Below are 12,481 nucleotides of genomic sequence, written 5' to 3'. Positions count from 1 at the left end.
GCTCCGATCATGCTCCCTGATCCTTAGTGCTAAGGCACCGGGAGTACTCAGGCCGGGTGACGCGCGAGTAGATGTGCCAGTCTCCTTGCAACCTTAGTACTTCAAGTACTAAGGTTCGGGTCAGCAAGGAGCAAGCAACACGAAAGCGGCCCCGGGCGCGGCGACTGCAACGCCTGCCCGGGGCCAAGGAACGCAACTCACCAGCGCTAACAGGAAAGGTCGTCCCACCGTGAATGGTACCGACGCCGACCTCACCGCCCTCCTGGGCCCGAACTACGCCGAGCGCCTGACCCGAGGTCTCAGCCCGGAGCAGCAGGCCAACGTCAACGAGTACGTCTCCCAGCACGGCGGTAGCCACGCCGCAGCCCTCAACGTCCAGAGCCCGGAGCTCGCCGCGCAGATCGACGCCCTGTTCAACCTGGCGGGCGCACGATGACCGACCTGCTGAGCGTCCCCGCCGTCACCTGCCCGCCGTACTGCTTCCGCTCGCACAACGAGCCGGCCGGCGAGACCGTCATCCACGAGACGAACCCCATCCAGATCGAGCAGGCACCGAACTGCGGCAAGCCGGTGGACCTGCGGGTGTCGCAGATCGAGGACGAACTGATCCCCCTGTTGCATGTCGGTGACGACACGTTCGACCTTGCCGGCGCCCGGCAGCTCCTCGCGTCGGTCTCCGCCCTGGTCGCCGTCATGGAGGGCGCTTCCCGCTGATCCGGTCGGCCTCCCCGTCCGGACCTCGACAGCCGGGGTCCGGATCGGTGGCCGACCGGCCAGCCAAGAGCCCAACCCGGAGGTCTGATCATGGCTCAGCCCGTGACGACTCTGCTGGAACCCGAAGACCCGAACCCCACATGTCTCGCCGCCATCACCTGGTGCAACGGCGACTGCCACGAGTGGGAAGACCTGCACCACAGCAGCGGCTTCGACACGATGGCCGCTCGCGCTGGTGCCGAGACCGAAACCACGATCAGCGTGTCCGTGTATCGCACGGACATCGCCGACGAGCCGGGCCCGGTCGAGATCTGCCTGCTCGCCGACTCGACCACCAGCGAACTGGTGTTCACCCCGGCCCGAGCCCGCCAGCTCTCCGCGATGCTGATGAACGCAGCCGACGACGCCGACCCCGCCCCGCACGGTGTCCTGAACATTCCCGCCGGACAGGTCCGCATCGGCGACGAGATCGACACCCCGGACGGCTGGCAGAAGGTCAACGGGCTGCTCATCTTCCCCAGCGCTGACTATGCAGCGCTGTTCACGCCCGAAAAGGACGACGTCGACTCCGACGGCTACCAGCACTCCACGACCGCGCCCGTCCGGGTGCGCCGGCGGATCCATGGTTCAACGGCCATCGCGTTCGTGGAGCCGATCCGATGATCGCCACCCTCGTCGCGCCGGATGCCGGCGGCTGCGCCACCTCCTGCCTGTGGCGCAGCAGCAACGCCGAAATCCCGCACATCCACGCTGAACCGGAAATCTTCTCCGGCCTGCGAGACGTGACCGCTGACCAGCTCGACAAGGTGATGAGCACCTTCACCGAGGACGACTGGAACTGGATCGAATCCGGACTCTTCAGCCACATCCGCAGCTTGGTCGGCGACATCCTCTGCGACGTCCTGAGCTTCCGCTGCGACGAGCAGACCGACGACCTGTTGTTCCAGTTCTGGCGCATCTATAAGGCGTATGACGCCACCTGGCCCGCCGACCAGCAGACCGCGCAGGGGGTGTGACGTGACCGCCGTACTTGAGCCCACAACCAGCCACGACTACCTGCTCTCGCTGCAAGCCCGGTTCGACGCCACCCGGCCCGCCTGCCCACCGTTCTGCGACGGAACGTGCACCGACTTGGGCCACTTCGGCGACGCGATCATGCACTCATCGGTGCCCCTTACGCTGCCCTGCACCCCGGACATGAAGGACGCGAACACCGCCGATGTGGAGTTGGTCGTCTGCCGTTACGACGCCCTCGAGGAACCGTCCGAGGAGTACATCGACCTCAACATCGAACGGTCCGGGAACCTGATATACACCGACGCTGTCTTCACCGCTCAACAGGCGTACGACCTGGGCGCGGCCCTCATGGCCGCCGCTCGACAGCTGTCCGGTGAACTGCAGGTGTTCGCCTCCGACGTGAAGATCGGCGACCTCATCGAGGTTGATGGTGGCTGGATGCACGTGTACGGGGTCCTCGCTGACAAGCCCAGCGACAACGTTCAGGTCTTCGTCACCGCGGACCCGGACGAGTTCTCCGACTTCGAGTACCGCGACGACAACCCGGAACACTTCAAGCTCGGGGATAGAACCTGCATCCGTCGGCGCCCGTCCGTCGGGAGCATCCGATGACCGCCGTGCTGCTCGACCGCCCCGCCGCCACAACCGCCGGATGCCGCTTCCCGACGTGGTGTGCCGGCGAGTGCCGGGCTGGCACACCGGGACCAAGCGGGGAGCTCAACCACTGGTCCACGGCCACTAACTTCCGGTCCTACGACCTTGACGAACGTATCGGTATCGAGCTGTACGCCTACGAAAACTCCGAGGACGGTGCCAGCCCTGTCGCGGTCTACCTGTCCATCGGAGACGACTACCTCGACGAGGACGGCGGACAGTTGACGGTCCGTCAGGCCCGCGGCCTCGGAGAGGCCCTGCTGACCTTCGCTCCGCGGCTTCCGCTTCACGAGGACCAGCTCATTCACGCCGTCGACCGCGACGGTGAGCAGTTCTTGACCGCCGAGTACCGGCGTGAGCGGGAGCGCCGGGACTGCAGCGTCCGGCCGGCGAATGTCGAGTTCTCGATCCGCCCTGACGGCACACGTAAGCACTGGATCCGGGAGCGTCTGTCGCTCGGCACGACCCAGCGTCTTGCTCGTGCTCTCATCGATGCGGCCGACCAGGCGGACAGGTCGAACCTGGAGCACGGGTTGGTGGACAAGTGACCCGGGAGCCCAAGGTCATCACCGTCGACTATGACGCGGTGCCGAAACGCTGGTGGGAGATGCCCTACTCGCTCGTCCACAGCATGGGCGAGGTGTACCGGTACGTGATCTGCACCCGCTGCGGCGGAGCGGTGGCAGTCCACACCTGGTTCGTGGTCAACACCCAGACCGACTACGTGCACGACTGTTCGGAGATGCCGCTGTGAACGGCATCGACCACCCGACCTGGTGCTCCCCACGGCTGTGCACGGTCGTCGACACCCTGCCGGCCGACGGCGGCGAACACCGTTCAGAGCCGATCAACATCGACCTGCGGCTCGTCGTCACCGACCGCGGACGGCTGTCCCCATCAGGCATCGGCTCGGCCTACATCACCCAGGCCGCATGCCCGTGGCCGACCAACACCTTCCTGCGCCTCGAGGTGCCCGGCAACGAAACCTCGATCCCGCTGGTCCAGGCCGCCGAAATCCTGGCCCAGCTCAACGACCTCATCCACGAAGGCACTCAATCTTGATCACTCACACGGAGGGAGGGACGAACATGATCGACAACGCGATCAACGCAATACTAAGCGACTGGAGGGCGATTCTCGGCGGTGCCCTACTAGCGCTGGCAGTCGTAATCGTCATTGGTCGCAAAGTTCGAAACTCCAAGGCTGGAAAGATCGCCGACAAGCTTGTCGGCCCCGTGATGTTCGCAGGCATGATCTGGTCTGCCGACGCAGTATGGATTCTGACCGGGCCGCAATTCCTCGGCCTTCCGGCCCCGCTGCGAATCGCCATGTTCGCGGTTCTGGAATTTGCGCTCCTGGTCGCCATGCTGCGCGCCAAGGACAGCATGGACCGAATCGGCCGCACCGGCGCGCACGGAGGTAGCGCCTGGCTCATCGCATCGCTGATCGCCCTGTTCGGGTTCGTCCTCGGCCTCGTCGAGGGCGGCCTGGTTGTCGCCGTGTTCCGGCCGATCATCCCGCTGGTTCTCACCAAGCTCTGGTGGGACGGCGTCCTCGGCGACAGCCCGCGCAAGGCTGGCTCCTTCAAGTGGACGCCGCGGAAGCTGTTGATTCTGATGGGCGCGATCGACGCCGACGACCGGGACGTCAAGACCGTCAACAGGGACCGGCTGATCCAGCGGATGACCGATCTTTACTACGACAGCCTGTACGGCCCTGAGGGCAAGCGCCAGAAGCTGCGGACTCGGCTGGCCCGGCTGACGCTGGACGCGGACGAAGAGATCATCCGTGAGGTGATGCGGCGCGTCAGGCGCACCCAGTGGACCACCGCTGCGCCATTGCCGTACGACGTGACGCAGCACGATGACGCAACGGTGACGCAGCCCGTGACGCAGTCTGACGCAGCACGTGACGCACGTGTCGCAGTCTCCCCGGCGCGCCGCGTGAAGCACGTGACGCAGGCCCTGACCAGCGGTGACGCAACTGACGCAGACCCGGCGACGCAGGCGGCGAGTCTCGTTTTGACGCAGGGCCTTTCCACTCGCGAAGCCGCCAGGAAGGTCGGCGGTGTTTCTCCGTCGACTGTCCTGCGTCGCGTCGAGAAGCTCCGTGACGCAACCGGTGACGCACCTCTGACGCAGAACCCGATCAACGGCCAACAGTTCGCTGACGCAGCCAAGTAGCACCCGACGGGACAGATCAACTTCGCAGGCTGGCTGTCCCGCCGGGCACTCCCGAAGGAGAACCCACATCATGACCCAGACCGTCCACGCGACGCGCACCAACTACCTCGAGGAGGCCGCGGAGCAGCTCCGCAAGGCCGCCGCGATCATCGACTTCAAGACCGAGGAACGCTCCTGGCCCCTCGACAAGATCGCTCAGGAGCGACGCCTGGTCGCCGAGGGATTCCACACCATCGCCGCTATCGAGCAGGGACTCGTCCCCACATCCCTCATGGCCGACGTACTCGTCCGAGTCGCTCAGGCGGGGGCGGCGCGATGACGACCGACCCGACGCACGTGCGCCTCTCCGCGGCAGTCCTCCTCGGGTCGCTCATGGCGGCCGGCGCCGGCGTACGGCTGCACCCCGACGGGGCCGAAATCTCGGCAACGGCGGTGTTCGCCGCTGTCGTCCTCTTCCTCAGCTGCCTCACCCGGTACCACGCCTCTCCGCCGTCGCCCGAGCGGCCGGCCTCCAGGAAGGACCGAGCCTGTGACCCTCGGTGACCGGGCCGCTTCCGGTTTGCTTGCACGCAAGCAAGCTGAAGGCGCGCGCCCGGACCGGAGCGCCATCAGCGGTGATGCGCCGGAACGTCCGCCGCTGAGGCTTGTCACACCCCCAGCGCAAGTTCCAATGCCTCCGGTCCTTCCGGTCGATGATCACTCTGCGTTGAGTCACGGCGACGCGCTCGCCGAGGCACTGACCAGCCACACGGCCACCGCCACGCTCCCGCCCACCGTCGCCGAAGCGGTCGCCGGCATCTGGCCGGACCGCGACGCCGTACGCCACGGCCTTGCAGGGCAACTCGCCTCCGCCGCCGCCGGCCTCGCCCAGGCCGCCGGTCTCGCGGCGTGCTGGGGCGCCGCGCACGTCCTGTTCGCCAGCAAAACCCGCGCCGCGATCACCGGCGCCGTTTTGCTCGCCGTCTTCCTCGTAATCGCCATCGCCTCCCACGCCTGACCGAACAGGAGAACTAACCGTGAACGAGTGGCTCAACGCCCACTACCTGCAACTCGGGGCAATCTTCCTCGGCTTTGCCTTCCGGTGGGGCGCAGGACAATTTCTCGCCAACGCCACGAAGGGCGGGAGAGGCGGCGGAGGTGACGCCGCACAGAAAGGCGCCGGAAAGAGCGGCAAGTGGAACAAGGCCCGCATCACCAAGTTCGTCGCCCTGTTCTTCTACATCGCTGCCGGCTGCCTGTTCGCCTATGGCGCCTACCCGCTGGCCGAGTGGCTCATCGGGTGGGGCACCGGGCTGGGCAGCTGGGTCAGCGTCATCTTCGGAGTCGCGACCATCGCCGCCGGTTGGCACGCCCTGCACGGCCTCGTAGGACTGGTCCACGACATGACCGACGGCACGCCCGACGACGAGGCGTTCAAAGCGGCGTTCATGGTGCCGACCACCATCCCGCTGGGCTGGGCCGCCCTGGTCGGCCTGTTCACGAATCCGCGGGGAGCCGCGACCGGCGTCGCCGTGCTGGCCGTCTCCCTGGTGACCGCCGTCTACGCGCACAAGATCCTCACTAAGGCGCACCACGCCCAGGGCCACTACCGACTGTGGATGTACTTCGCCACCGTCATCTGCGCGTTCGTTGGCTTCGCGCACATCCCGGCCCTGATCTACCTCAACGACTTCGCCGGCGGTCACCTGTCCGAAGGGCTGGTGTGGCTGCTCCGCATGAGCGTGGTCGCCGCCGCTGCCCTCTTCGTGATGATCGGGCTCGGTGACCTTCTCCGTGACTGGATCCCGGAGAAGTGGTCGCAGTGGGCCGCCATGTACTCCATCCCCGTCTTCACCGTCCTGGGCGTCACGTGGGCGTCCCTGACCGCGAACGCCGAGACCGGCCTCACCACCGTCTTCTCGGCGTTCTAGGAGATATCGATGACAAGGCCTCCCAATACCAGCAGCTCCGACGACAGCAAGGCCAAGGCGTTCTTCACCGCGTGCCTGACCATCGGTGGCGGGTTCGCCGGCCTCGCCGTCGCCGGGATCGTCCTCGGCTTCGACTACCTGCTCCACGGCGAACCCCACGAACGGGACCGCCTCGCCCAGCAACGCGCCGACCGGCGTATCAACCGCTACGCCGACGCCCTCGCCTGGCTCGACGACGACCGCGCCGCACGGGCACGCCACCGCCAAGCCCTGCGGGACTGGTTCGTCGCCGACCCGGCCACCCGCGGCGACCGCCCGGCAAGCGGAGAGACCGCCGGCCGGGTCACCGGAAGGGCATGGCGGAACCTGCTCGTCGGGTGGCGCCGGTTCAAGAACGGCTGGGATCAGGGCCGCGCCGGCGCCCGGCAGCGCCGCGACAACAACGAGCCCGGCTGGTGGAAACAGCCCACAGACAACACCGGCGGTGGACAGCCCGCCCAGCCCGACCCGGCCGGACCGGACGTCGCCGAGGTCAACCCCGTCCGGGGCTGCCCCCGCTGCTCCCGCGGCGTCCTCCGCAACGGCCTCTGCGACCGGTGCGGCCGACCCGACGACCCCCGCACCGACCCGGCACCCGGCCAGACCCTGCCCGGGCAGTCCGACGCCCAGGAAGACACAGGCGCGGCCCGGCCGCTGCCCCCCGACTGGCAGCCCCTCACCCCCCAGCCGGAACCGCCGCTCCGCGTCGCCGCGACCGTCGGCGACACCCCCACACCCGGCCCCGACCCGGCCCTCGACGACTACCAACAGCGCATCGACAACCTCGGCCACGAAATCGCCGCCACCAGCCCCACCGCCGCCGGCTGACCGCCAACCCGTAAAGGACAACCATGACAAGCCTCGCCACCACCACACCCGGCACGATGACCACCCCCGCAGCCGGCTCCACGGCCGGGACACTCGTCGCCCCCGACGGGCCCGGAGCCGCCGGCGTCGCCGCCGTGTCCCTCACCCGCCAATACCTGCTCCTCGACAAAGCCCACCAAGCCCTGACCATCCTGTTCGACGTCGGCGCCGACCTCACCCGCGAAGCGATCACCAACGAAGACCTGATGGGCTACCTCACCGCATCGTTCGGGGAGCGCTACTCCCAGGAACAGATCCGCACCATCGCCGGGATGCTCACCCAGATCGCCGAAGGCAGCCTCAACCTCGTCGCGCAGGCCCGCGACGCCTGCCAGGCCGGCGCCACCGCGAACCTGCACGTGCAGGCCATCGCCGAGCAGCTGCACGCCACCGGCGCCGACGGCGCCTACGTCGACGCGCAACGCCGCGCCGGCTGACCCCGGCCGCTCCGGTTCCGGCCGAACCCCTGCTGTTCGGCCGGTCCCGAACCGCCCGGAACACCCACCACCCGCACCCTGGACCGCGACTTCGAGGACGAGATCCCTGTGACCGACACCCTGACCCCGCCCGCGAGGCCGCAGCCGCCCCGCAAGGACAGCCTGCCCAAGGGTGTGTCCCTGCATCGGTACTGGAAGGAAACCCCCGACGGCCCGGCGGTGCGCCACGACCACGAACGGCCCGTGTCCGACGACACCGAACTGCCGGTCGGGGTGTGGTGGATGTGCCCCGCCGACCCGGGATGCCCGCGCGGCGAATGGGTGTTCCCCCGCGCCGACGCCACCCTGGCGCGGCCGAAGATGCGGGGCTGCCCCGAACACGTTGTGGAACTGCTGCCCGGCCGGGCGCTGCCGTCCGACGACGACCCGAAGCAGGCCGCCCGGGGCAGGTTGCAGCAGGCCCTCGCGGAGAAACGCGCGGCGATGGCGAAGGCCGCCACCGACGCCGCGAACGCCCGCCTGGCCGCGCTGAAGACCGCAAGCGCCCAGGAGGCCTCGCAGTTGCGGGACAGCCTGCGCGGGCACGCCCCTTCCGCCGCGGTGTCGCTGGCCGCGCTGGTCACCGACTGGGCGCTGCTCGACCGGCTCGGCGGACTCGAAACGTACGCCCTCGGCACATGCCTGATGGTCGGCGGCGCGGTCCTCGCCTACTGGGCCGTCTACCTCGGGGAACTCGTCTGGGCCCGCCGCATGGGCTACACCCTGCGTGAGCTGCCCCGCAGCCTGCGCACCCGGGCCATGTCGCACGCCCGGTGGATCGCCGCCGGAGTCCTCGCGTCCGGTCTGTGGCTGGTCATCGCCGAAACCCTGGGTGCGCGGCTGGACAACTGGCAGGGCGTGGTCGTGAACATGATGGCCGCTGTCATGATCGGCCTGGTCAACTACCACCCGTGGGCGGCCCTGGTGGAGCGCCGCAAAGCTGCTGCCCGCGCGGCGCGGGAAGCCGCCGAGGCTGCCGCCCGCGCCGAGCAGGAACGCCTGGCCGCCATCGCCGCCGAGCAGCAGAACCGCCGCCGGCAGGCGGAGGAAGCGAAGCAGGCCGCCGAACAGGCCGCGCAGGCCACCGCCCGGAAGGTGGTCCTGCCCGACGACGACCGGATCACCGCCGGCAGGAAGTTCGCCGACCGGTGGCAACGCATCGCCGACCAGGCCCGCGAGCGCCGCGACCTCACCGGCGCCGGGTTCGAACTATGGCGCACCGAAGTGGTGGTGGACGAAACCCGCAAACTCACCACCCAGCTCGACGGCGAAGACTTCGTCATCGGCCACGAGTTTTTGATCCGCGCCGAACCCGGTGTCCTCGCACCCCGCGGCACCGCCGTGTCGCCGTTCGTGGCGATGAAGCCGTGGCTGACGTCGATGCTGGAACTCGACACCGGCATGATCGACCTGGCGTATCAGCCGCAGCGGCTCACCGGTGACGGCTCCGACCCGAAACCGATGGTCAACCACGGCCTGGTCACCCTGTACGACCAGCATCCCCTCGCTGAGAACGTGCGCCACCCCGGACCGTCGGGGGTGTACGTCGACGGCAAGGGTGTGCGGTGGGGGTTCGCCGGCCGGGACATGCGCGGCCAGCCCGTTTACCGCCGTCACTGGCAGCCGGGGCAGGCCGGCGGGGGTGTCCGCATCGGGGTTACAGGGATGGGCAAGTCGGTGATCTCCCAGGTGACGGCGTACAACGACCTGCTGCTGGGGATCCTGCCGGTCATCCACGACGCCGGAAAGTCGCTGATGGACTTCATCGACTTCATGGGTGTCTTCCCGATGGGGCACACCAACGAGCACCGCGACGTGATCCGCGAGTCGATGTGGGCGGAGATGAAACGCCGCCAGGCGTGGATCAACACCCGCACCGCGACCGGCATCAACGGCATCGAGGTCCCCGCCGATCCGCAATGGGACACCGCCGGCGGGCCGCCGATCCGGGTGACGTGGGAAGAGTTCCACATGCACGCCCGGGATCAGAAGTTCATCACCTACCTAAGCTCGCAGGTGCGCCTGCAGCGCGCCACGGCGATCTTCGCTGAGGGTGCGACGCAGGGCGGTGGGCTGTCGGACTGGGCGGATCAGAACTTGAAAGAGCAGATGGCGGAGATCCTCATGCAGTTGATGAGGGTGTCGGACCACACCGCCCGCACCTCCGGGTACACGGGCGGGCTGATGCCGTCGACCCTGCCGGCGCTGCCGGGCATGTTGGTGATGCAGGACATGAAGGGGGAACCGGTGGCGTACCGGTCGGCGTTCATCCCCCGTAAGCCCGAGGACCCGGACGCCTTGTACTACCGCATGTTCGACCCGTACAGCAGCCCGGTCCCGGGCGTGCAGTACCTGCACGCTCCCGAACTGCCGGCGGAGACGGTGGAGGTGTTCCGCCGGCATGGGCTGATGGACTTGTGGGAGTTGGGTAAGACGAAGTCCGGCCGCGAGGAACTGATCAACGCGGCGGACCCGGAGCCCGGCCCGACTGTCGTCCCGGCGGATGCGGTCGCCCCGGTGGTGAAGCCGAAGCTGCCCGCCACGGATGTGGTGTTGGCGATGCTGATGCACAGGGTTGAGGAGGGCCAGCCGTCGATGGTGCAGGCGGACATGGTCCGGTCGTCGTGGTGGAAGCAGGTGGATGGGCCGTGGTCGAAGAACGACGGGGTGCCGGCGGAGTCGACGGTGATGCGGGCCTGCAACAGCCTGCTGGAAAACGATCCTGCGTTGGTGGCGCGTGATGACAGTGAGAAGCAGGCCAGGTGGTCCATCCTCCCGGCTGGGTTCGACCGCGCGCAGGCGGCGTTGACGGTGATGCGCGGCGCCCACCGGCGTCCTGCCGCCCCGGGTCAGGCTGCGGTGGGCGGGGTGGATGTGGTCGCGATGGAGCGTGAGGCGATGCTGGCCGCGGAGACCCGGGCGTGGATCGAGGAGCAGCAGCGGCAGGTCCGCGAGGCGCTAAACCCCCGTCGGTAGTTGTCCGGCAAACCGTGAGACCCCGCCCAGCAAGGGGGCGGGGTCTCGTTCGCGTCGAGTCTGGCTTACCCAGGAAAGCGAGCGCCGATGTCGAGGCGCATGGCGGTAAAGCCGTGATTGATGTGCGCCACGCACTCTGCCAGCGCGCTTTTGCGCAGGTCCAATGGCATCGCGTCGACGATGGTGCGGCCAGCTTCTTGGCCTTCCTGCCGAAGCGCCGCGAACACCTGCCCCGCACCGGACTGGTCGAATCCCAATCTGGTGATCATGTCGGTGTTCTCTGGCGGGTAGGCGACCGCCGCTATCGCGATGGTGTGGGCTGCCAGGATCGGATCGGCGGCGACGGCAGCGAGGTGCTCGCCGTAGCAGTCCGTGCCCCACATGTTCGCGGCTATCGCCCGCCAGATCGGCGTCGAGTCACGGTCATGCATGGCGAGCCGGCTACCTGACTGAAGCCGTTGGTCTTCGCCGTACTCCATCGAGTCGATCCAGTCTGCGCCATGTGGGGCCGGAAACGGATGCGTGGCGTCGCAGGGCATGCCCGTGATGGGCTGGTAGTCGGTCACGAGGCGGCTCCGTTCGGTCGGGTATCGCAAAGCGAGCCTACGTACAGTCGCCTTGCGCTAACAGTGGGTCATGGGTGAGTCGGTGTTTCCAAGGATCGGGTTTCGCTGTAACCCGTCTGGGAGGGCACCATGAAGGACATGTTCCGAGTGACCTTCCGCAACGTCGAGAACGACCGCGATCTCACAAAGGCGCTCTTCCTGCCAGAGGTGCCGGCCAAGGGCGAGAAGGTCCACGTGCGGCAGAAGCCCGACAGCTGGAAGAACCAAACCGGCACCGTCACCGAGCGAATCTGGTACCTCGTTGACGAAGACCCAGGCGCTTCCGAAGTGGTCGTCATGGTTTCGCTCGGCTCAGCCACGTAGCCGGTCCGTACGCGATGCCTCGCCCAACCTCGAGATTGGGTAAGGCATCCGCGTTCTCAGCCGTGATCGTGTGCCGCTCAGGTGAATTCGTTTGGCTCGCTCCTCCGAGGGCGCCGAGTCGCTCGCCGCGCCAATCAGTCAGGCGGCCTCGACATCCCGGAAGTAGCCGGTCGCGATTAAGCGCTCAATATGCTGCGACCAGGGCTCACGCACTTGCGGCCTCTCATCGGCTTCCCGGTGAGCGAGCGGCTCGGCCTGGTCCTTGCGTAGATGCAGAAGCTTTGCGTGCGGCAGCAGATCGATATGGGCAGAGCTGAAACCCTCGGAACGCAGGATGTAGCCGGCGCCTGAGACGCCTTCGCCGGAGTATCCCGAGGCGCAACCACCGAGCCAGAGTTCGCTGCCGCTGTCGTCGATGAGCACGAGGGTTGGGCTGTCACCACCGTGTCTGGTGAGCGGGACGTAGTCGTTGGCGTCGTTAAGCCAGGCATCGAGCTGGTAGTTGCGGAAGCCTCCGCTTCTTGAGCAGTGGGCTTCGACGAACTCGCCGAACATACTGCGGGTTAGCTTCCACGTGCGGAGGCTGACCCGAGTGATGTCACTGTGTTCAATCAACTTCTGTCCATGCATGCTGTAACTATATAGATACCCTCCGCACTCAGGGATGCGTCAAGGTGTAGCCCGGGACCATCCCCCACTGTCGGGTCGCCGTCTCG

Annotated in this window: 18 protein-coding genes; 16 read left to right on the top strand and 2 right to left on the bottom strand. The window is 67.7% G+C overall.

What is annotated here, in order from left to right:
* Nucleotides 1-229: 229 nt before the first annotated feature.
* The 15 genes from CLV70_RS27175 (at nt 230) to CLV70_RS27100 (ending at nt 10,836) form a co-directional block, all read left to right on the top strand.
* Nucleotides 230-436: a hypothetical protein gene (locus tag CLV70_RS27175; RefSeq protein WP_106129432.1), complete on the top strand. Its 207-nt coding sequence runs from the start codon at nt 230-232 to the stop codon at nt 434-436.
* Nucleotides 433-714: a hypothetical protein gene (locus CLV70_RS27170; RefSeq protein ID WP_106129431.1), complete on the top strand. Its 282-nt coding sequence runs from the start codon at nt 433-435 to the stop codon at nt 712-714. Before CLV70_RS27175 ends, CLV70_RS27170 begins: the two co-directional genes overlap by 4 nt.
* A 102-nt stretch (nt 715-816) precedes the next feature.
* A complete protein-coding gene (locus tag CLV70_RS27165) occupies nt 817-1,377 on the top strand; it encodes a DUF6907 domain-containing protein (protein WP_106129430.1) in 561 nt (186 codons plus the stop codon).
* The gene (locus CLV70_RS27160; RefSeq protein WP_106129429.1) at nt 1,374-1,730 is read left to right on the top strand and encodes a hypothetical protein; all 357 of its coding nucleotides are present in this window, start codon (nt 1,374-1,376) and stop codon (nt 1,728-1,730) included. The genes CLV70_RS27165 and CLV70_RS27160 overlap by 4 nt, the downstream gene beginning before the upstream one ends.
* 1 nt (nt 1,731) lies before the next feature.
* Nucleotides 1,732-2,343 (top strand): DUF6907 domain-containing protein, encoded by a 612-nt coding sequence (locus CLV70_RS27155; RefSeq protein WP_106129428.1) that lies wholly within the window; start codon nt 1,732-1,734, stop codon nt 2,341-2,343.
* Nucleotides 2,340-2,933, top strand: coding sequence for a hypothetical protein (locus tag CLV70_RS27150; protein WP_146164171.1), 594 nt, complete (start codon nt 2,340-2,342; stop codon nt 2,931-2,933). Before CLV70_RS27155 ends, CLV70_RS27150 begins: the two co-directional genes overlap by 4 nt.
* Entirely contained in the window at nt 2,930-3,139 is a 210-nt protein-coding gene (locus CLV70_RS27145; protein ID WP_106129426.1) for a hypothetical protein, read from the top strand. The genes CLV70_RS27150 and CLV70_RS27145 overlap by 4 nt, the downstream gene beginning before the upstream one ends.
* A complete protein-coding gene (locus CLV70_RS27140; RefSeq protein WP_106129425.1) occupies nt 3,136-3,447 on the top strand; it encodes a hypothetical protein in 312 nt (103 codons plus the stop codon). The genes CLV70_RS27145 and CLV70_RS27140 overlap by 4 nt, the downstream gene beginning before the upstream one ends.
* Before the next feature lie 26 nt (nt 3,448-3,473).
* Complete coding sequence (locus CLV70_RS27135) at nt 3,474-4,568, top strand: AsnC family protein (protein WP_106129424.1); 1,095 nt, start codon at nt 3,474-3,476, stop codon at nt 4,566-4,568.
* A gap of 70 nt (nt 4,569-4,638) precedes the next feature.
* The gene (locus tag CLV70_RS27130) at nt 4,639-4,887 is read left to right on the top strand and encodes a hypothetical protein (protein ID WP_106129423.1); all 249 of its coding nucleotides are present in this window, start codon (nt 4,639-4,641) and stop codon (nt 4,885-4,887) included.
* A 387-nt stretch (nt 4,888-5,274) separates the two neighbouring features.
* Complete coding sequence (locus CLV70_RS27120; protein ID WP_106129421.1) at nt 5,275-5,565, top strand: hypothetical protein; 291 nt, start codon at nt 5,275-5,277, stop codon at nt 5,563-5,565.
* A 19-nt stretch (nt 5,566-5,584) separates the two neighbouring features.
* A complete protein-coding gene (locus CLV70_RS27115; RefSeq protein ID WP_106129420.1) occupies nt 5,585-6,478 on the top strand; it encodes a hypothetical protein in 894 nt (297 codons plus the stop codon).
* Between the two features lie 9 nt (nt 6,479-6,487).
* Complete coding sequence (locus CLV70_RS27110; RefSeq protein WP_106129419.1) at nt 6,488-7,345, top strand: hypothetical protein; 858 nt, start codon at nt 6,488-6,490, stop codon at nt 7,343-7,345.
* A gap of 23 nt (nt 7,346-7,368) precedes the next feature.
* Nucleotides 7,369-7,821, top strand: coding sequence for a hypothetical protein (locus tag CLV70_RS27105; protein WP_146164170.1), 453 nt, complete (start codon nt 7,369-7,371; stop codon nt 7,819-7,821).
* Nucleotides 7,822-7,929: 108 nt separating this feature from the next.
* Entirely contained in the window at nt 7,930-10,836 is a 2,907-nt protein-coding gene (locus CLV70_RS27100; protein WP_106129417.1) for a hypothetical protein, read from the top strand.
* A 65-nt stretch (nt 10,837-10,901) separates the two neighbouring features.
* Here the strand turns inward: CLV70_RS27100 and CLV70_RS27095 are convergent, their stop codons facing one another.
* The gene (locus CLV70_RS27095) at nt 10,902-11,402 is read right to left on the bottom strand and encodes a hypothetical protein (protein ID WP_106129416.1); all 501 of its coding nucleotides are present in this window, start codon (nt 11,400-11,402) and stop codon (nt 10,902-10,904) included.
* 129 nt (nt 11,403-11,531) lie between these two features.
* Here CLV70_RS27095 and CLV70_RS27090 point away from each other — a divergent pair, with 129 nt between their 5' ends.
* Nucleotides 11,532-11,765, top strand: a complete 234-nt coding sequence (locus tag CLV70_RS27090; RefSeq protein ID WP_106129415.1) for a hypothetical protein — start codon at nt 11,532-11,534, stop codon at nt 11,763-11,765.
* 138 nt (nt 11,766-11,903) lie between these two features.
* On the opposite strand, the gene CLV70_RS27085 is transcribed toward CLV70_RS27090, so the two are convergent.
* A complete protein-coding gene (locus CLV70_RS27085; protein ID WP_106129414.1) occupies nt 11,904-12,395 on the bottom strand; it encodes a hypothetical protein in 492 nt (163 codons plus the stop codon).
* Between the last annotated feature and the right edge of the window lie 86 nt (nt 12,396-12,481).

The organism is Pseudosporangium ferrugineum (assembly GCF_003002065.1).
Lineage (GTDB): Bacteria > Actinomycetota > Actinomycetes > Mycobacteriales > Micromonosporaceae > Actinoplanes > Actinoplanes ferrugineus_A.
Note: the sequence above shows the minus strand (reverse complement) of the source record. Positions and strands in the feature narration are given on the sequence as shown.

Bases quoted from the DNA above. Each gene is read 5' to 3' on its own strand.
- CLV70_RS27110 (WP_106129419.1), top strand. From the start codon at position 6,488: ATGACAAGGCCTCCCAATACCAGCAGCTCCGACGACAGCAAGGCCAAG.
- CLV70_RS27090 (WP_106129415.1), top strand. From the start codon at position 11,532: ATGAAGGACATGTTCCGAGTGACCTTCCGCAACGTCGAGAACGACCGC.
- CLV70_RS27170 (WP_106129431.1), top strand. From the start codon at position 433: ATGACCGACCTGCTGAGCGTCCCCGCCGTCACCTGCCCGCCGTACTGC.
- CLV70_RS27085 (WP_106129414.1), bottom strand. From the start codon at position 12,395: ATGCATGGACAGAAGTTGATTGAACACAGTGACATCACTCGGGTCAGC.
- CLV70_RS27135 (WP_106129424.1), top strand. From the start codon at position 3,474: ATGATCGACAACGCGATCAACGCAATACTAAGCGACTGGAGGGCGATT.
- CLV70_RS27105 (WP_146164170.1), top strand. From the start codon at position 7,369: ATGACAAGCCTCGCCACCACCACACCCGGCACGATGACCACCCCCGCA.
- CLV70_RS27130 (WP_106129423.1), top strand. From the start codon at position 4,639: ATGACCCAGACCGTCCACGCGACGCGCACCAACTACCTCGAGGAGGCC.
- CLV70_RS27160 (WP_106129429.1), top strand. From the start codon at position 1,374: ATGATCGCCACCCTCGTCGCGCCGGATGCCGGCGGCTGCGCCACCTCC.
- CLV70_RS27150 (WP_146164171.1), top strand. From the start codon at position 2,340: ATGACCGCCGTGCTGCTCGACCGCCCCGCCGCCACAACCGCCGGATGC.